This window comes from Thermodesulfobacterium thermophilum DSM 1276 (genome assembly GCF_000421605.1).
GTDB lineage: Bacteria > Desulfobacterota > Thermodesulfobacteria > Thermodesulfobacteriales > Thermodesulfobacteriaceae > Thermodesulfobacterium > Thermodesulfobacterium thermophilum.
On sequence record NZ_ATXI01000003.1, the window covers coordinates 29566 to 47546 of the forward strand.

General features: G+C 35.9%; 14 protein-coding genes, 1 tRNA gene, 1 other RNA gene and 1 pseudogene. 6 read left to right on the plus strand and 11 right to left on the minus strand.

Annotated features, from left to right (window positions below; all coding sequences use genetic code 11):
* Positions 1 to 26: 26 nt before the first annotated feature.
* Positions 27 to 1307 (plus strand): OmpP1/FadL family transporter, encoded by a 1281-nt coding sequence (locus H529_RS0101800; protein WP_022854856.1) that lies wholly within the window; start codon positions 27 to 29, stop codon positions 1305 to 1307.
* A 22-nt stretch (positions 1308 to 1329) separates the two neighbouring features.
* Positions 1330 to 2856 carry an AMP-binding protein gene (locus tag H529_RS09760; RefSeq protein ID WP_022854857.1) on the plus strand — a complete coding sequence of 509 codons (1527 nt, stop codon included), beginning with the start codon at positions 1330 to 1332 and terminating at the stop codon, positions 2854 to 2856.
* Here H529_RS09760 and H529_RS0101810 read toward each other — a convergent pair.
* Positions 2853 to 3752 carry a cation diffusion facilitator family transporter gene (locus H529_RS0101810; protein ID WP_022854858.1) on the minus strand — a complete coding sequence of 300 codons (900 nt, stop codon included), beginning with the start codon at positions 3750 to 3752 and terminating at the stop codon, positions 2853 to 2855. The two genes, H529_RS09760 and H529_RS0101810, sit on opposite strands and share 4 nt — an antisense overlap.
* 83 nt (positions 3753 to 3835) lie before the next feature.
* Between H529_RS0101810 and H529_RS0101815 the strand changes: the two genes are divergently transcribed.
* Complete coding sequence (locus H529_RS0101815; protein WP_022854859.1) at positions 3836 to 4573, plus strand: 2-phosphosulfolactate phosphatase; 738 nt, start codon at positions 3836 to 3838, stop codon at positions 4571 to 4573.
* On the opposite strand, the gene H529_RS09765 is transcribed toward H529_RS0101815, so the two are convergent.
* From H529_RS09765 to traT, 3 genes and pseudogenes are all read right to left on the minus strand, one after another.
* Positions 4568 to 4960 (minus strand): CBS domain-containing protein, encoded by a 393-nt coding sequence (locus H529_RS09765; RefSeq protein WP_022854860.1) that lies wholly within the window; start codon positions 4958 to 4960, stop codon positions 4568 to 4570. The two genes, H529_RS0101815 and H529_RS09765, sit on opposite strands and share 6 nt — an antisense overlap.
* Before the next feature lie 319 nt (positions 4961 to 5279).
* Entirely contained in the window at positions 5280 to 5648 is a 369-nt protein-coding gene (locus H529_RS0101835) for a hypothetical protein (protein WP_022854863.1), read from the minus strand.
* Between the two features lie 130 nt (positions 5649 to 5778).
* A pseudogene (gene traT, locus H529_RS11965) lies at positions 5779 to 6545 on the minus strand (complement resistance protein TraT).
* Between the two features lie 364 nt (positions 6546 to 6909).
* Here traT and ssrA point away from each other — a divergent pair.
* Positions 6910 to 7265: a transfer-messenger RNA gene (gene ssrA, locus H529_RS11415) on the plus strand.
* Positions 7266 to 7729: 464 nt separating this feature from the next.
* Here ssrA and H529_RS0101860 read toward each other — a convergent pair.
* From H529_RS0101860 to H529_RS0101890, 7 genes are all read right to left on the minus strand, one after another.
* Positions 7730 to 9412, minus strand: a complete 1683-nt coding sequence (locus H529_RS0101860; protein ID WP_022854867.1) for an NAD+ synthase — start codon at positions 9410 to 9412, stop codon at positions 7730 to 7732.
* A gap of 16 nt (positions 9413 to 9428) precedes the next feature.
* On the minus strand, positions 9429 to 10763 hold the full coding sequence (locus H529_RS0101865; protein WP_028842986.1) for a glutamine synthetase family protein: 1335 nt from the start codon (positions 10761 to 10763) through the stop codon (positions 9429 to 9431).
* Positions 10764 to 10914: 151 nt separating this feature from the next.
* Positions 10915 to 12495, minus strand: a complete 1581-nt coding sequence (locus H529_RS0101870) for an FMN-binding glutamate synthase family protein (RefSeq protein ID WP_022854869.1) — start codon at positions 12493 to 12495, stop codon at positions 10915 to 10917.
* A gap of 158 nt (positions 12496 to 12653) precedes the next feature.
* On the minus strand, positions 12654 to 14195 hold the full coding sequence (locus tag H529_RS0101875) for a sigma-54 interaction domain-containing protein (protein WP_022854870.1): 1542 nt from the start codon (positions 14193 to 14195) through the stop codon (positions 12654 to 12656).
* On the minus strand, positions 14164 to 14625 hold the full coding sequence (locus tag H529_RS0101880; RefSeq protein ID WP_022854871.1) for a hypothetical protein: 462 nt from the start codon (positions 14623 to 14625) through the stop codon (positions 14164 to 14166). Before H529_RS0101880 ends, H529_RS0101875 begins: the two co-directional genes overlap by 32 nt.
* A 2-nt stretch (positions 14626 to 14627) precedes the next feature.
* Complete coding sequence (locus H529_RS0101885) at positions 14628 to 15797, minus strand: P-loop NTPase (protein ID WP_022854872.1); 1170 nt, start codon at positions 15795 to 15797, stop codon at positions 14628 to 14630.
* 184 nt (positions 15798 to 15981) lie between these two features.
* A tRNA-Arg gene (locus H529_RS0101890) sits at positions 15982 to 16055 on the minus strand.
* Between the two features lie 180 nt (positions 16056 to 16235).
* On the opposite strand from H529_RS0101890, the gene H529_RS11125 reads away from it, so the two are divergent.
* Positions 16236 to 16670, plus strand: a complete 435-nt coding sequence (locus tag H529_RS11125) for a flagellar protein FlaG (RefSeq protein WP_022854873.1) — start codon at positions 16236 to 16238, stop codon at positions 16668 to 16670.
* A gap of 3 nt (positions 16671 to 16673) precedes the next feature.
* The gene (fliD, locus tag H529_RS0101900) at positions 16674 to 17972 is read left to right on the plus strand and encodes a flagellar filament capping protein FliD (RefSeq protein WP_022854874.1); all 1299 of its coding nucleotides are present in this window, start codon (positions 16674 to 16676) and stop codon (positions 17970 to 17972) included.
* The last annotated feature ends 9 nt before the right edge of the window (positions 17973 to 17981 follow it).

Here is a 17981-nt window from a genome sequence, read left to right on the forward strand (position 1 = left end):
AAAAAAATAAAAAACGAGGTAGGCTTATGTTTTTGAGTTTACTTCTAATTTTTTTAAGTTTTTTTCCGTTATTAGTAGTAAAGTCTTATGGAGCTGGAATTGCTATCTATGAACAAGGGGTTAGTGGGCTTGGCAATGCCTATGCAGGGGCTGCAGCCTCAGCTGAAGACGGAAGTACTATTTTTTACAACCCTGCAGGACTCACTAAACTTACCAAGCCTGAAATTTCCTTAGGTACTCATGTAATCATACCTACCGCTCATTTTAAAAACACAGGCTCGATTAAGGCTGATAAAACACCTCTTACTGGAAACAACGGCGGAGATGCAGGGGTAATAGGGATAGTTCCTAACCTTTATGTTTCAACCCCGATAAATGAAAAGTTTTTTTTAGGTATAGGGATAAACTCTCCTTTTGGATTGCAGACTGAGTATGACAAAAACTGGGTAGGTAGATATCATGCTATAAAGTCAAAGCTTATAACCATAAACTTAAACCCGGCTATGGCTTATAAACTCAATTCAAAGGTTAGTTTGGGTTTAGGGGCAAACTTTCAACGGGCAGAGGCAGAAATAACCAATGCAATAGATTTTACCAAATATGGAATTACTCAAGATGGTTTTGCCAGATTAAAAGGAGATGACTGGTCTTTTGGTTGGAATGCAGGCATTCTCTATGAACCCTCAGAAAATACCAGATTGGGTGTTGCTTACAGGTCTAAGATAACCCACCAACTAAAAGGAAAGGTTAAGTTTGAAAATATCTCTTTTCCTTTAAGCAGTATATTTCATAAAGATAATGTTAAAGCCCGTCTTGACCTTCCTCCAATGCTATCTTTTAGCGGTTTTCATAAGCTAAACTCAAAATGGACCGTTTTGGCAGACATCACCTGGACTAGTTGGAGCAGGTTTGAAGAATTAAGAATTAAGTATGATACTTTAACCATAGGAGACACAGTGATTACCACCAAGTGGAAAGATTGCTTCCGCTACTCTATAGGCGTATCTTATCAACCTACCTCTAAATGGGTTTTTCGCTCAGGTATAGCCTATGATGAAACCCCTATTGCTTATGATAAACATAGAACTCCAAGGATCCCAGACACAGACAGATTTTGGATAGCTTTAGGTTTAGGCTATACCTTATCTGAAAAACTGAAGTTTGATTTAGGATATGTACACATATTTTTTAAAAAATCTTACATAGATAAAGACCCTGTAGGAGAAGACGAACGAAGAGGTGGTTTAAAAGGTTATTATCGAGGTTATGTAGACATAATAAGCGCTCAGCTACGTTATAGTTTTTAATCTAAAAAAGAGGGAAAAGAACATGCAACTTCATGAAAAATTTCTTTATACAGCTAAAGCCTATCCTAATAAAATAGCCATCATTGATAGAACAGTAGATAAAAAGTTTAACTATCAACAAGCCTTGATTGCAAGTCTTATTTTTTCCCGAAAAATAAGAAAATTTAGGGATAGATTGATTGGGGTTATGCTTCCTAACTCCTCTGCAGCTGTCTTTACAGTAGTAGGTATTCTTATGGCTGGAAAAATCCCAGTGATGATTAATTATTCTACCGGTCCAGAGTATAACATAAGATATGCAAGGGAAAAATGTAGTTTTAGGACGGTAGTTACTTCTAAGAAACTGCTTGAAAGGGTAAACTGTCCAGTTTTGGAAGACATGGCTTTTGTAGAAGACTGGATAGAGGAGATAGACTTAAAAGAAAAGTTAATCTCGTCAGCCATCTTACGGCTTCCTTTAAAATTTCTTATGACTTATTGTAACATCGATGAAGATGCAGAAAAAACAGCGGTTATACTTTTTACCAGTGGAAGTGAAAAAGACCCTAAGGCTGTGGAATTAAGTCATAAAAACATTCTTAGCAACATAGAAGGTTTTAGTGAAATGGCTAAGCTTACAGAAAAAGACATTATCCTCTCAATTTTACCTTTTTTCCACGTTTTTGGGATAACCGTAAACCTCTGGACACCACTTTATCATGGTATGACGTTTATTACCTATCCAACCCCACTTGATTATCAAAAGATCTGTCAAATTATAAAGGAAGAAAGACCTACTGTGATGGCTGCTACTCCAAGTTTTTGGTGGGGATATCTTAAAAAGGCAGAACCAGGTACTTTTGACAGCTTAAGGCTTATGGTAAGTGGAGCGGATAAATGCCCTCAATCTCTTAGAGATGCCATGTGGGAAAAACATGGAAAAATTCTTTTGGAAGGCTATGGGACTACAGAGACCTCCCCTGCTATTTCAGCTAACATGCCTGATGCTAACAAGCCAGGAAGTGTAGGGAAACCACTCCCTAACGTGGAAGTTATGATAGAGAACTATGAAACAGGAGAAAGGTGTGGGCCTAATGAAATAGGAAGAATTTTAGTAAAAGGTCCTAACGTGATGAAAGGTTATTATAACGATTTAGAAGAAACCTCTATGAGGATAAGACATGGATGGTATGACACAGGAGATATGGGTTATTTAGATGAAGATGGTTATCTCTGGCATGTCGGAAGACTTAAAAGGTTTGTTAAGATAGGCGGAGAAATGATATCTTTGGTTAAAGTAGAAGAGGAGTTAGAAAAGGTTTTACCTAAGGAGATAGAATGTTGTGTGGTAGAAGTACCCGATGAAATTAAAGGGGCTAAAATCGTTGCAGTGGTAAGCCAAAAGATAGATGAAAAGTCAGTAGTAAAACAACTTGCTAAGGTGCTCCCTAATTTAGCCATCCCTAAACAATTTTTGATAATTGAAGAACTTCCTAAGATGGGGAGTGGCAAAATAGACTTTCGTAAAGTACAAGAAATGGTGATAGAAAGGCTGAGGCTTAAAGGTTAAGGTGTTTTCTTTTCATCTGGTTCTATATGGATGGTTACCTTGATGTCTCCGTGTTTTTCTGAGATGTTTTTTTCTATTTCATTACAGATATCGTGGGCAGATTTAATAGACATCGTTTCTGAAACGGTTAGATGAAACTCTACAAATCCTTTTCTTCCGGCTCTTCGTGTTTTGAACTCATGGATGTCATGAATTTGTTCTTTTTGTGGATGTTTTTCTATGGTTTCAGAGATGATGTTTTTGATAGAATCAACCTTTTCTTTGGGTAAGCTTGCATCAAGAAGAGAATTTATCGATTCTTTGGTAATTTTATAACCCATATAAAGTATATTGACCCCTAAAACCATAGCTATCAAAGGATCTAAAATCCATATATTAAAAAATTTAGCAACAAAAAGACCAATCATTACCCCTAAAGTAGTTAAAACATCGGTAAATATGTGATGGGCGTGTGCTATTAGTATCGGTGAGTTTTCTTTTTTTCCTTGTAAATAGGCTATAAAAGAAATAAACCCGTTAAGGACTAAAGTTATTCCTATTAAAACAAACCCCTGATTAAGATTAGGTGGTGGTTGAGGAGTTTGAAGGTTTTGAAAGGCCTTCCATAAAATAGAGATAGATGCAATAAAAATAAAGGTAGCTTCGACGATAGAAAAAAGGTATTCTATCTTAGTGTGGCCATAGGGATGTTCAGGGTCAGGCGGTTTAAGAGCTATCTTTAAGCCGATAAAGGCTGTTAAGGCAGAAAAGATGTTTATGGTTGATTCCATAGCATCCGAATAGATAGCCACAGACTTGGTAATAAGATAAGCAAAAATCTTTATTAAAAAGATTAAAACAGCCAGACCTAAGCTTATAAGAGAAACTTTTGTGCCTTGAAAACCTTTAAGTTCCATCGTTTTCTAATTTTATCACAGCGACAAAAGTTTGAAAAGAATTAGGGCTTGACAACCGAGGATATCGTTTAAAAATAAAGGGTATGTTTAAAGTTTTTTTATCTCCAGGCAGCGAGGGTTGTCAAAAGGCAAGAGATCTTAAGGCTATAGCAGTGGTAGTAGATGCTCTAAGAGCAAGTGCTACCATAGTAACTTTGTTAGAAAAAGGGATAGAAACTATCTTTGTGGTTTCAGAGGTAGAAGATGCCTGGGCATTAAAAAGAGAGTTACCCCAGGCTATGTTAGTAGGAGAAAGAAACAACCTCATAATAGAAGGTTTTGACTACAGTAACAGCCCTTCAGAGATATTTTCTGCTTCTGACTTAAAGGGTAGGTCAGTTATCTTTACCTCAACTTCTGGAGCAAGGAGAATCCTTGCTTGCAAAGGAGCTACCAAAGTTTTTGTAGGGACCACCTTAAACGCAGAAGCCTTATCTGCGGTTTTAAGAGAGGAAAGCCAAAAATACCAAAAAGATATTGTCATCATACCTGCAGGGGTATATGGAAAAGAAGAATTTTCAGAGGAAGATGTGGTAGCTTCTTGGGAAATAGCTAAAAGGATAGGATTTAAAGTGATAGATGAGACAGGTTTTTTAACAGAAGAGGTTAAAAATCGTACAGTAGAAGAAAATTTTTATTTATCTAAACATGGTAAAGAATTAATAGAACTTGGTTTAGAAAAAGATGTTAAATTTTGTGCTCAAGTAGGAGTATCTAAAACCATACCAGAGGTTTATCAGTTTATAGAAAAAGCAGCATTAGTCAAAAATCGTCTATCATAGAAAAGGCTTGATGATATCTCTTAGGGTTATGATACCTACAACTTCATCTCCTCTGGTTACAGGAAGTCTGATCAATCCTGTCATTTCCATAAGTTTCGCAGCATATTTGATGTCATAAAATTCAGGTACAGTTATACAGGGTTTGGTCATTATTTCTAAAACTTTGACCTTTTCTAAAGGTAACCCTTTAGCTATTACTTTGTAGACTATATCTTTAACTGTGATGATTCCATAAGCATCTTCTTCGTCTGTTTTTTCTACCACCAATCCTCTACAACCATTTTTTATCATAAAATCTGCCGCTTCTTTAACTGTGGCATTTCCGTTGATGGTAAACACAGGGGTACTCATAACATCTTTAACCCTGATTTTTTCAATCTCTATCATAGCCCTTCACCCTTTAATTTTTTGCCTCTATTATAATAAAAAATTAAAGCACAGTCAAGGTAACCTGCTTTTTTAAGTTTAATAATCTTCAAATTAAACCCATAGAGGCTGAATTAGGTTGTCAGATATTATATAAAAATTATTTTAGGATTTCGTTAGCCATAGCATTCCCAAGTTTCTCAGCTGCTTTTAAATAACACTCTTCAATAATAGATTTGTATATCTCAGGAGAAATATAATTGACAGATTTCACCGTGCCTTCACCAAGGATTAATTTTTCTTGCACTCCACCCTTTAAAACTCCTTCGATTTTACACTCTCATATAATTGTGTTTTTAGAAAAAGTAAGAAGTTCTCTCCAAAAAGATTGACCTATGGTCGGTTTTTTGGGTATAAACTCATATGTAATTTCCTTTCCTGCGGTTTGAGCCGCGTTGTTTACTACTAAATATCCAGGGACCCTTTTTTGAAGTTCTGGTACTATAAACTCACTGATTTCTCCTTTATAGATATATCTGCCTCGGCTGTGTTCTACAGGATGTTGATAAACAAGTATAACCTTTGTTGCCCGTTCTGGATTGACAATTTTTACCTGCTCCCCAAGGTAATTAAGCTTAAATTCCTTAGGGGTACAAGCAAATAAGAAAACTGAGAAAAGAAGAAGCCCTATTTTTACAGATTTTTTCATAATATCCCTCCAACCCAATTTTATACATAAAATTCAAGCTCTTTATCCATCAATACGTTTATTTTCAATAATTACCACTTCATAGTAATAAACAGGTTAAATGTTCCTCACTTGTTCAATGATATGTTTTTTAGAAAAAGTTAGCTATTAAAACAGAGGTTTTATCTACTACTTCTTTAGCAGCTATCTCTTTTTTAAGGTTGGTTTGGGTAGCTGTTACCGCTAACTTAGTTCTATAGGTTTGATAGTTGGTAGTGATAGCTTGTTCTGTCTTGATAGTGGTAGATGTTCCTTGTTTAAGGTTAGAGGTTATTACACCTACAACCGGGTTTTCTGTTTTTTCCATGATCTGTATTTTCACAACTCCAGCAAAGGTTTCTATTTTGAGAGCTGAACCTATTAAAGCACCGCCAACATATCCAACTCCTGCACCGATGGCTGCTAATATCAAAGCATCAACGTCTCTTCCACCTGCAATACCACCTGCCAATCCACCTGCTACGGCCCCGGTCAAAGCCCCATCTTTGCTGCTGTTTTTCTGTAATAATCAAAATAAACTACGTTTACCTGAAGTATGTAATCAGCAATGCTTGGATCCTGAACTACATTATACCCTTTGGCTTGAAGTTTCTGCTCTATCGCATTTTTATATAAACTTGTGTCTATTTCTTGAAGTTGAGAGGTATTTCTGACATCTACAAAAATATTTTTATATTTGGCTCTTTTGGTTACATCAAGAAAAATGGTATCTGTCATTTTATAGTTAGTGTAGAGTTCACGATATTCAATAGCTTCAGGCAAAGTAGCACAACCAAAAAGTTGAAGAGAAAGTGCACCAATTGTGGCAAAAGTTGCGACTTTTTTGGTAACTTTGCCTTTTAATATTGATATATACATCCTCCTCCTTTTTTATTTTTTAAAGAAATTTTTAAAATATTTTTTATAAATGCAAATATAATTTTTGAATTTAAACTTACTTATAGATGATAAATTTTAATTTTTTGTGAAATTTTTAGATAAAAATATATTTTTATTTTATTTTTATAATTTGTTTTTAAATATTTTATTAATTTTCAGTAACTTACCATAAACGAGTAAGGTTAAAATTGAAAGATTTTTGTGGTCTCATGGCATCCTTTTATGTTTTGAAGTTTTCTTCTGAGTGACATTATAAATTTTTGCAGATAATTTTGGGTAAGGTTGGGTCAATTGAAAAAATCGTAATCTGTTTTATAATTTATTTAAAGTTCTTTGAAAATATGGGGGCGAAAAGGGCTCGACGGGGATAGGTAGGGTTAAACAGCAGGCCGTGGTCGCACCCAACCACGTTAAATAGGGTGCAAAAACACAACTGCCGACGAATACTCCTACGCTTTGGCAGCCTAAGAGTTGCTGCCACGCACCTTTAGACCTTGCCTGTGGGTCTAAAGGTGTGTGACCTAACAGGCTCTGAGAGGCTTAATTGGTGGGGTTAAGCCTCTCGAGAAAACCTCCCACCTGGTAGGGTTGCTTGGTGCCTGTGACAAGCACCCTACGAGATTGCTTCACAGGCTAAGCCTGTAGCGGTTTAACCTGAACTATCTCCGGACGCGGGTTCAATTCCCGCCGCCTCCACCAAATTTTCTTTTTGATACCTTTTCTACCTACAACTTTTTCTTTTTCAAATTCCCCTGTTTTTAAAATCATTACCCTCATATCCTCTTTTAACCTACCAGATATGGGCTCTCCCTATAAGCATAACAAGGATAGGTTGAATAAATTGCCAAGAACTGTAACCTCTATTTGAACCAGGTAAGGGTATAAGCTGGTCCAGTAAGGTTTTTATTCTAAAGATTTTTGTCATTAACGAGGCCTAACAAGGGTTCAGGTTAGTTTTTAGGATTTTGAAGGTAAGAGAGTTTTACGGCATAATAGCATCCTCTTAGGTTTAGGGAATTTTCACTTAATGGGTGATATTATAAGAGTAGGTGGAAAAGGGAGAAAATCATGAATGATTGTAAGTTCCTGTCGGAAAATTTAGGGTTATAAAAAATTTAAAATAAGAAAAAAAAGGTATAAAAATCATAAGTTTTGAGAAAAACTTAAAACACTGGATAAATTCTATCTGCAACCATAGAAGTTTTGGTAACCTTAGGACCAAAAGGAGCTTGTTTCCTTTTAAACTCTGCTTTTTTAACCATAGATAAAACCTTTTCTACCACCGATTTCTCAAATCCTTTTTCTATGATAGAGTTAATAGAGGCTTTTTTTTCAAAATAGAGCTCTAAAATTTGGTCAAGTATTTCGTAAGGTGGTAAAACTTCATAGTCCGTTTGGCCAGGACGTAGTTCGGCAGAAGGAACTTTTAACAAAACCCTTTCTGGAATGTCAGGTTTCAAACTGTTTCTGTATTTAGCAAGTCTGTAAACCATCGTCTTATACACGTCTACTATAGGAGCAAACCCTCCGGCTATATCTCCATAAAGGGTCCCATACCCAACCGCTGCCTCGCTTTTGTTTGAGGTACAAAGAACTAAGTATCCTTTCTTGTTAGAAAGATAAAAAAGGATGTTAGCTCGCAAACGAGCCTGAAGATTTTCGTCTGCCACGTCAAACTCAGGATAACCAAAAGTTTTCCTAAAGGTTTCAAAGACCTCATCTATAGGATATTCTAAAAGCTCTATTCCTAAATTTTGAGCCAATTTCGTGGCATCTTCCCTACTTTCTTTAGAGGTAAAAGGAGAAGGCATAAAAACTCCAACCACCCTTTCTTTACCTAAGGCATCAACCGCTATACAAGCTACCAGAGAAGAATCCATACCTCCAGAAAGTCCTAAAACAACCTTTTTGAAACCTCTTTTTTCTACATAATCTCTTAGAGCTAAAACTAAAGCTTTATAAACTTCCTCTTCTTCAGAAAACTTATCCTCTATTTTCCCTGTAAAACTTAAAGGCCTTCTTCCGTCTTCTAAAAAAACCTCATCAAAAAAACAACACATACAAGGTTCTTTTTCCTTTTTAAGTTGAATATTAGATAGTTTTTTTCTCAGGATTGTTTCACAATCTATTGATAAAATGCAAAAATCTTCTTTAAATCCAGAAAGAAGGGTTACTGTTTCTTCGTAAGGGTCTATGACCAAACTTCTTCCGTCAAAAACCCAACGTTCATGTCCACCTATTAGATTTACACAAGCCACATAAGCGTTAAACCTTTGAGTTAAGGCTTGGAATACCTTTTCTCTTTCTTTAAAAGATCCTTGATAGTAAGGAAAAGCCCCTAAGTTTATCAAAAGGTCTACATCCATCTGGTTGTAGAAATGAAACCATCCGTTATCTTTCCAGCAATCCCAACCTATACTAACCCCTATTTTAAATGTATTAAAGTTTATGAGCAAAGGTTTAACCCCTGGATGAAAATACCTTCCTTCATTGAAGGCTTCCTCTAAACAGCGTTTATGATATCCTGCCAATATAGTCCCTTTTTTTATTACCAAAGCACTGTTAAACAGTCCTCGGTCAAAGTAAGGGGTACCTATAATAAGGGTAGAATTGAAGTTTTCTGAGGCCTTTACCAACCTTTGTATGGTTTGTTTTAAGTTTAGCAAAAAATCTGTTTCAAAAAAAAGGTCTGCTGGGAAAAAACCAGAAAGGGCAAGTTCTGGGAAAATTACTATGTGGGAATGGCCGTCAACTTGCCCCCAAAATTTTAAAACTTTATTTAAGTTGTAATCAAAATTACCTAAAACTGGGTCTATTTGGACCAAAGCTATGTTTAGCTTATCCATTTTAAGCTCTTCTCCTCTAAAGGATAGGTAAATACTTCTCTAACTCGTAGGGGAACACCTGTATTCTATATTCGTCCCATTCCTTCTTTTTGCTTTCTATAAGATTATAAAAAGTATGTTCTCCCAAGGTCTCCTTAAGAAGCTCGCTTTTTTCAGCATATTCTATAGCTTCTATTAAACTGCCTGGAAGGTTGTCTATCCCTAAAGACGCCCTTTCTTCTGGGTCTAAGTGATACACATCAACCTCTACCGGTTGAGGCAACTCATATTTTTCGTTAATCCCTTTTAGCCCAGCGTTTAACATACAAGCAAATGCCAGATAAGGATTACAAGCTGGGTCAGGAGACCTAAGCTCAATCCTGGTTGCCTTTTCTTTTCCGGGTTTGTAAAGTGGTATCCTTATAAGTGCTGAACGATTTCTTCTTGCCCAACAAATGTAGACCGGAGCCTCATAACCAGGCACAAGCCTTTTATAAGAATTTATCCACTGGTTAAGAACTAAGGTAATCTCTTTTATATGTTTTAAAAGGCCTGCGGTATAATGTTTGGCCACATCAGACAGATAAAAAGGATCTTTAGGGTCAAAAAAGGCGTTTTTATCTCCTACAAAAAGAGATTGGTGGGTATGCATTCCACTGCCACATTTTCCGAAAAGAGGTTTAGGCATAAAAGTAGCATAAACACCATATCTTTTAGCTATCTCTTTAACCACCACCCTATAGGTCATCACTATGTCTGCCATCGTCAAAGCTTCTGCATATCTTAAATCGATTTCATGCTGAGAAGGAGCTACTTCATGATGGGAATACTCAACCTTTATACCCATCTTTTCTAAGGTTAGGATAGTGTCTCTTCTGATGTTTTCTGCGGCATCTAAAGAATAGTCAAAATAGCCTGCCTCGTCTAAGGGCTCAGGATATTTATCTGACTTAAAATAAAAAAACTCAAGCTCAGGACCGATGTAAAAAGTATAACCAAGTTTTGCAGCTTTTTCAAGGTTTATTTTTAGGATATATCTTGGGTCACCTTTGTATGGGGTTCCACCTGGCTCATAGATATCACAAAACATTCTGGCGGTGGTTTTCTCAGCAGGTGTCCAAGGTAAAAGGGTAAAAGTTGAAAGGTCAGGTATAGCTATCATGTCTGATTCATCAATCCTTGCAAAGCCATGAATAGAAGAACCATCAAATCCCATACCCTCTTCAAAGGCTGCGTCTAACTCTTCTACTGCAACCGTAAAACTTTTTAGCTGACCTAAAATGTCTGTAAACCATAGACTAACAAACTTAACGTTGTGTTGTTTAATAAGCTCTTGTACATCCTTTTTATCCCTGGGCTTATCGAGTAACATCTTCAAGAGCCTCCTGAAGGTTAATGTTTTTTTAATAATTAAACCGCAAAATAAAAAAAAGTAAACCTTTAACAAAAAAAGGGAGGCAGACAAAAAGTTTGTCTACCTCCCTTACAAGATTTAAATCCTAAAGGATAGATAAGCTTTCAACCTATCCTAAAAGGATTTCATAAGCTTTTTCCATGTCTGCTTCCATCACATAAGGAATACCGGTAACTTCGGCAGCTTCTTTAGTAAGGGCTACCAAATCGTTTCTGTCAAGATATTCGATAGAGAATTTTCTCGCGCCAGCCATAAGCTGTTTCAATCCGATGGTAAGCCTTTCTACAAATGTATACATGGCTACAGCGCCCCAAGGTATTTTTTCAAAATCTTTTCCATATTTCTTTTTAAGCACCTCTGTGTTGATAAAAATCTGTTCTAAGGACTCACCATACTTTTTAATCTCAGGAGGAAGTTTTCCTTCTTTATACCAGTTAGCGATGTTTTTCCCTACAAAGGCTGGGATCATCAAAGCTCTTCCCATACAAACTGCCTTAAAGAAAGGAGCTCCAAGAGCCAAGGCTTTAAAAATGTGGTCTTCCAAAGAGAAACCACCTGCTATCGCTAAATCAGGCACATATTTTCCTCTGGCTGCAAGTTCTTTAGCAAAGTTGTAAGCTATAGATTGTAAGTAAATAGTAGGAATACCCCACTCGTTCATCATCCTCCAAGGGCTCATACCTGTACCACCACCAGCTCCGTCTATCGTAACAAGGTCGATCCCAGCATCAGAAGCAAACCTTAAGGCTCTGGCAAGGTCGGTAATCCTGTAGGCACCTGTTTTTAAAGAAACAAACTTAGCTCCAGCCTTTCTGTAATGTTCTACAGTCTTCATAAAATCGTCATAATCTACCATCCCAAGCCTTGAGTGTCTTTCAAACTCCTTGATTTCACCTTTTTTAAAAGCTTCTTGAATAACAGGGTTTTCTGGGTCAGGAACAACGATATAACCTCTTTTCTTAAGCTCTAAAGCTCTTTCCAAGGTTTTTAACTTAACCTCTCCTCCGATGTCTTTAGCTCCCTGTCCCCATTTTATTTCAATGCAGTTAACCCCTAACTTTTCTATGGCATATTCAGCAGAACCAAGCCTTGAGTCCTCTACGTTCTGTTGCAAAATAACCTCTCCATAACCATCATACCAGTTTTTGAAAGCCTTAACCCTTCTTTCAAGCTCTGGAGATTTGGTAACTTTTCCGTTTTTAAACTTAGCGTCTGGGTCCATACCTACCACGTTTTCTCCAATCACTACCATAATACCAGAAATAGCAGCACCGATAGCTAATTCGTCCCAGTTGTTTTTAGCTACATCAGTAGAACCTAACGCACCGGTAAAAATAGGAATACGGAGTTTGATTTTGTAATTTCTACCTATCTCTCTTTCTGTGTTGACCGCAGGGAAGGTAGCTTTATCTGGGTCTGGATCAACACCTACAGCTCCCACACAAGTACCTTGGATGTTAAGATGAGAGTAATCTACAGGATATTTTTTAGTAGCACCAGCGGTAACCTTTCCAAAAGGTTGAGGATAGAGGACCTCTCTTCCTCTAAAAGAGGACTTACCTACTTCACAAAAGCCCGGACATCCGTCTAAACAAACAGAACAAATACCAGAGTATGGTGCCGGGTCAGAAACCCTATTACGGGTACCTGTAGCAGAACTAGCATTAGGTTGACCTGGATAAATGCTCATAATTCCCCCTCCCTCCACAAAATTTATTTTACTTTTTTATTGCAAGAAGTATGCCATTAATCAACATCCAAAAATAGTGAAAAATTTTTAAGGAAAATGATGACAAAATTGTTCCAAAAGAACAAAATTGTATATTTAGAACCAAAAGATGAAAATAACTATTTTGTGAGTATGCCGTATTTTTTAATCCTATAACTTATTTGTCTTTTAGTAAGCCCTAACATCTTAGCAGCTTTTGTCTGATTATATCTACATGCTTTAAGTGCCTCTTCTATAGCCTTCTTTTCTATAAGCTCTATATGAGCAGGTAAAAGTTTTTCTTTAAAATCTCTTTCTTTTTTTATTTGCTCTTCTAAAAAAGCTTGTCTTATATAAAAAGGAATGTCTTCTAAAGTAATAAAATCTTTTTCTGCCAAAACTACCAACCTCTCCAACGTATTTTCAAGCTCCCTTACGTTTCCAGGCCAATGGTAAGCCATAAACTTTTCCATTATCTCTGAAGAAATCTGTACGTTCTTTTTATACTCTTGGTTAAACTTTTTAAGAAAATGGTCTACTAAAAGAGGGATGTCTTCTTTTCTTTCTCTTAGAGGAGGTAAATAAATAGGTATTACATTTAATCTAAAGTATAGGTCATCTCTAAAAGTCCCTTCTCTTACCATTTCTTCTAAATCTCTGTTGGTTGCGGCTATAATCCTTACGTCAACCTTTATTGACTTAGTATCTCCTATCCTTTCAAAGGTCTTTTCTTGTATAACCCTTAAAATTTTAGCCTGTAAAGATAAAGGCAAATCTCCTATTTCATCTAAAAAGATAGTTCCACCATTAGCAAGCTCAAATTTACCTGGTTTTGAGATAAGAGCACCGGTAAAGGCTCCTTTTTTATAACCAAAAAGTTCCGCTTCAAGAAGGGTTTCAGGGATGGCAGCACAGTTAATAGCTATAAAAGGTCCATTAGCCCGATCGCTTTCAAAATGAATAGCCTTAGCTATAAGTTCTTTCCCTGTTCCACTCTCTCCTATAATTAAAATATTAGCTTTACATTTAGCGGCTTTAATAGCAAGCTTAAACACCTGCTGCATCTTATCAGAAATACCGATAAGATTCCTAAATTGATACTTACCCTTAAGTTCTAAAGATAAGCTCTCTTTTTCTTCTTTTTCTTTTTTAAACATCTGATAGAGCTTTAAATACTGTGAAAAAAGAGTAGCTACTATGTTTAAAAACCTGATATCCTCTTTAAGGTCTATCTCTTCGTTAAATATTCTATCTACTGAAAAAACACCTAACACCTCTCCTTCTATCTTGAGAGGAACACATAAAAAAGAAATGTTTTCTTTGGTTAATCTCGCTCCGGTTTTATTTAAAAACATGGGTTCCCTTCCTATGTTAGGTATTACTATAGACTCTCCGGTATCAAAAACCTTCCCCACTATACCTTCACCTTTTTTATAAATCCCTTTTTTCATTTGCTCTGGGGTAAGTCCGTAAGCTACCGAAATATGTAAAGTATTGGTTTCACTATCATAAAGGGTAATGGTTGCTCGTTGCATGTCCAAAATGTCTGAAAGAACCTTCAAGCTTTGATAAAGATTATGTTGCATATTAAAAGAAGAACTTAAAATTTTACTGATCTCAAGTAAAGCTAAAAGTTCTTTATTTTTTCTTTCAAGCTGGTCTAATACCTCTTGATGAGGCATAATCATCTCCCCTGAATACCTCTATAATTTTAGACAAATCTTTTTGCCAAGTTTTTTTCTTTATAAAAAAAATTTCTACGTTTTCTGCCCTTGTCAAACCTATATCCCTGTAAATTTTTTTATAATGTTCTTCCCCCCATCCTTTATAACAAACCACCAAAAACAGGTATTTACACCTTATTTTTTTTAAAAAATATGTTACCGGAGGACAGTTAAAGGTCCATTTAGGAAAACAAACTATTATTTTTTCTTCTTTAGGTGGTTCAAACCAGCTTTTAACAGAAAAATATGGAATAAAAGACAGAAAAAGCCAAAAAAAATAAGGTAATCTATAAGTTTCTATTTTTTTAGGATTTACCCCTACAAAAGAAGAAACCTCCTTTGCTACAACTTCCGAAAACCCAGTGTAGGTAAAATAAAAAACTTCCACCTTTAATGCAAACTTTTTTGATTGATGTATTCTTCTATTAAACTATCAGGATTTTCTTCTAAGGTTTCAGCCACCAAAACTCTTATTCCCTGTTTGACTAAATCGTCGGCAAGCTCCTTAGGTGGGGCATAAAGTAAGATGTGAGTAGCTACCTGTTCTGCCAAAAATGAAAAAAGATCTTGATTTTGAGGCTTCTTTACTAAATCTTTGACTAAAATTTTATTGTTTTCTATGTCGTAAACTAAAAACATGTCAAAGTTTTCCAAAGAAGGTTCTATCTTATTAGGTGGTGTAGTCACCGGTACTGCAATCCTCATAAACCTTTCTTCTAACACATCTGCTCGCATCTCTTCGGTAGCAGCTATAATATTTCTAACCAGTTCTTCAAAGGCTTTGGCAGTAACACTTTCTGGATAAGCAGCAACAACCGGTCTTCCTGTATCTCCAGTGTCAACTACCCTTGGATCAACAGGTATTCTACCTAAAAACCTTAACCCTAATTCATCTGCTAATTTTTGCCCCCCTCCTCTTTTAAAAAGATCGATAGGTTTTCCACAGTGGGGACAGATAAACCCACTCATGTTTTCTACTATCCCTAAAATCCTCATCTTTATCTTCTGACAGAACCTTATAGACTTCTTAACATCTATCAACGAAACCTCCTGAGGGGTGGTCACGATTAAAGCATAGGCATCTGGGATGGTTTTTGCGACTGTTAATGGCTCGTCTCCAGTACCTGGAGGAGCGTCTATCACTAAATAATCGAGCTCTCCCCAGTCTATATCTCCTATAAATTGTTTGATAGCCGAATGTTTGATAGGACCTCTCCAGATAATAGCTGTATCTTCGGAAGGTAAAAGAGGTTCGATAGAAAGAAACTTTAAATTAGGAGAATATTTGATAGCTCCCATCCTTCCGTCTGGTTTTCGAGAGATTCTCAGATCTCTTGCACCTAACATTTTAGGGATACTTGGTCCGTGAAGGTCTACATCTAAAAGACCTACCATAAAATCTTGTAAGGATAATCCCACAGCTACGTTAACCGAAACGGTGCTTTTACCTACTCCACCTTTACCAGACATTACCATAATTTTATGTTTTATTTTAGCTAATTGTTCTTTTACTTTTTTGTCTTGTTGATCCATCAAAAAACCTTTCTCTTTCCCAATCATAAAATCCCCCTCTTAGAAAAATCTTATTAAATATTTAATTTTATATTTTATCCCGCCGTTCTATTTTAATCTTAACTCGTGTTTTGTCAAATTAAAAAATGAAGGTGCCTATGAATTCTGTGCTCTTTTGTAAAAAAGGTGAGATGTAACATGAAGTTTAAGCCAGAGGTGAACTTACCAAGAACGCCCCCGGCAGGATTCGAACCTGCGACACCGAGATTAGGAATCTCGTGCTCTATCCTCCTGAGCTACGGGGGCAAAACTGAATTTCTTAATTAAATATAATAGCCTTTAAACCAATTTTTGCAAGATAGCACCTATAAAATTTCTAACCTTTTATTCAGCCTGAAAAAATATAAAAAAATTTTTTTAATTTAGGCCTTAAGTTTTTTTAATTTTATCCGATAATATTATCTGAGAAAATAAAGGAGCGTGCCTATGAACATAAAAAAGATAGACAGCCAATCCTTTGATTTTTTCTTATCCTCGCAAGAAGTTACCATAAAACCTCGAGACCAAACCTCTTCTCCTGAAAAATCCTATGATACGACCTTTTCTTCTAAAGGCAGTTCTACCCAAGAATCCTTAACTATGAACCAAAAGCAACTCAAAGAAACGTTGAAAAATTTTAACAAATTTATCGAAGCTTTAAACAAAAGATTGGATCCATTAAGTAAAGAATTAAAGGTAGAGATAGACCATGAGTTAAATTTGCCTATTTTTAAAATTTTAGACAAAGAAACCAAGGAAGTTTTACGTCAAATTCCATGGGAAGAAACCTTAAAACTTCTTAAATACTTTCGAGAAATAAATTTTTCTGATAATATAAAATTAGAAAAATTAAAAGGTTTATTACTACAAAAAGAGGTATAAAACATGGCTGACACTCCTTTATATTTAAACAACGTAACAGGACTGCTTGACGTAGATTCGATGGTTCAAGGTATATTGCAACCTAAATTAAAAACCCTTAATAAACTTCAACAGGATAAAGCTACTCTTCAAATTAAAAATACTGCTATAGCCAATTTACTCGGAGCCATAAAGAGTGCTCAGTCTTCAATAGACAGCTTAAACGTAGAAAATTTGTTTAAAAATAAAAGTGTTGTGGTAGGTGATAGTTCAATCCTTTCGGCTTCAGCTACCAAGGATACCCCTAACGTTTCTTTAAATCTTACCGTTTCACAACTTTCCCAAACAGAAACAAGAATTTCCACCCAAGGGGTAGAAAGCTTATCCAGTTCCATAGACGCAACAACCTTTGATTTAAAATACTATACTTCTAACACCGATTATCAAACCTTTACCATTAACTTTGGTGGTGGAAACCTTCAAAATTTAGTTGACACCATAAATCAATCCCAAGACAAGGTCACAGCTTCGGTGTTTTATGACGGTAGTTCTTATAAACTTATGCTTGCTGAAAAAAGTGCAGAAGCCTCAACCAAAGAAACTCAAGATCAAGATACAGTCATCCAGATAGAGGGAAACTTCCCTGCTGTATTAGGTGGACTTACTACCTTACAAGAAGCTAAAAATACTAAAATTCAAATAGGCACAAACACCATAGAAAGTCCTGGGGCAACCGTAAATAATCTCCTACCTGGTTTAACCGTAAATGTAAAAAACACAGGTAGCACCTCTATAACCATAAAAGATGATTATTCAGCAGTTTCATCTGAATTGTCTAAGGTTTTAGATAACCTAAACTCTGTACTTAGCTTGGTGAAATCTAACACTGATAAAGGGCAACTTTTTCAAGGTAATGCCATGCTTACCCAGGTTAAAACCCAATTTTTAACTAACTTTCAACCACTTATAAAATTGGGGATTATCAACGTAGATAATGAGGGAAAATTTTCTATCAACACCTCAACCCTAAACAGCCTATTAGAAAAAAACCCTGATCAAGTAAAAGAAGCTATCTATGAATTCAAAGATAACTTTTCTAAAACTTTAACCAATCTTAACTCTGCTTTTAATATCTTCCAAAGCAGACAAAATCTTCAAATAGAACTTATAGATAAAAAAATTTCTTCTTTACAGGAAGCTATAGCTAAAGAAGAAAGCAAATTAAGACTAACTTTTAGTAAAATAGAAGCCCTTTTGTATAGAAATGATCAGCTAAAAGCTAAACTACAAAGTTTTGCCACACCTTTGTCTGAATCAAAATAAACTCTAATA

Coding starts and splice junctions, on each gene's coding strand:
- H529_RS09760 (WP_022854857.1), top strand. CDS start 1,330: ATGCAACTTCATGAAAAATTTCTTTATACAGCTAAAGCCTATCCTAAT.
- H529_RS0101810 (WP_022854858.1), bottom strand. CDS start 3,752: ATGGAACTTAAAGGTTTTCAAGGCACAAAAGTTTCTCTTATAAGCTTA.
- H529_RS0101815 (WP_022854859.1), top strand. CDS start 3,836: ATGTTTAAAGTTTTTTTATCTCCAGGCAGCGAGGGTTGTCAAAAGGCA.
- H529_RS0101885 (WP_022854872.1), bottom strand. CDS start 15,797: ATGATTGGGAAAGAGAAAGGTTTTTTGATGGATCAACAAGACAAAAAA.
- H529_RS0101875 (WP_022854870.1), bottom strand. CDS start 14,195: ATGCCTCATCAAGAGGTATTAGACCAGCTTGAAAGAAAAAATAAAGAA.
- H529_RS0101870 (WP_022854869.1), bottom strand. CDS start 12,495: ATGAGCATTTATCCAGGTCAACCTAATGCTAGTTCTGCTACAGGTACC.
- H529_RS11125 (WP_022854873.1), top strand. CDS start 16,236: ATGAACATAAAAAAGATAGACAGCCAATCCTTTGATTTTTTCTTATCC.
- H529_RS0101860 (WP_022854867.1), bottom strand. CDS start 9,412: ATGGATAAGCTAAACATAGCTTTGGTCCAAATAGACCCAGTTTTAGGT.
- H529_RS09765 (WP_022854860.1), bottom strand. CDS start 4,960: ATGATAGAGATTGAAAAAATCAGGGTTAAAGATGTTATGAGTACCCCT.
- H529_RS0101865 (WP_028842986.1), bottom strand. CDS start 10,763: ATGTTACTCGATAAGCCCAGGGATAAAAAGGATGTACAAGAGCTTATT.
- H529_RS0101835 (WP_022854863.1), bottom strand. CDS start 5,648: ATGAAAAAATCTGTAAAAATAGGGCTTCTTCTTTTCTCAGTTTTCTTA.
- H529_RS0101800 (WP_022854856.1), top strand. CDS start 27: ATGTTTTTGAGTTTACTTCTAATTTTTTTAAGTTTTTTTCCGTTATTA.
- fliD (WP_022854874.1), top strand. CDS start 16,674: ATGGCTGACACTCCTTTATATTTAAACAACGTAACAGGACTGCTTGAC.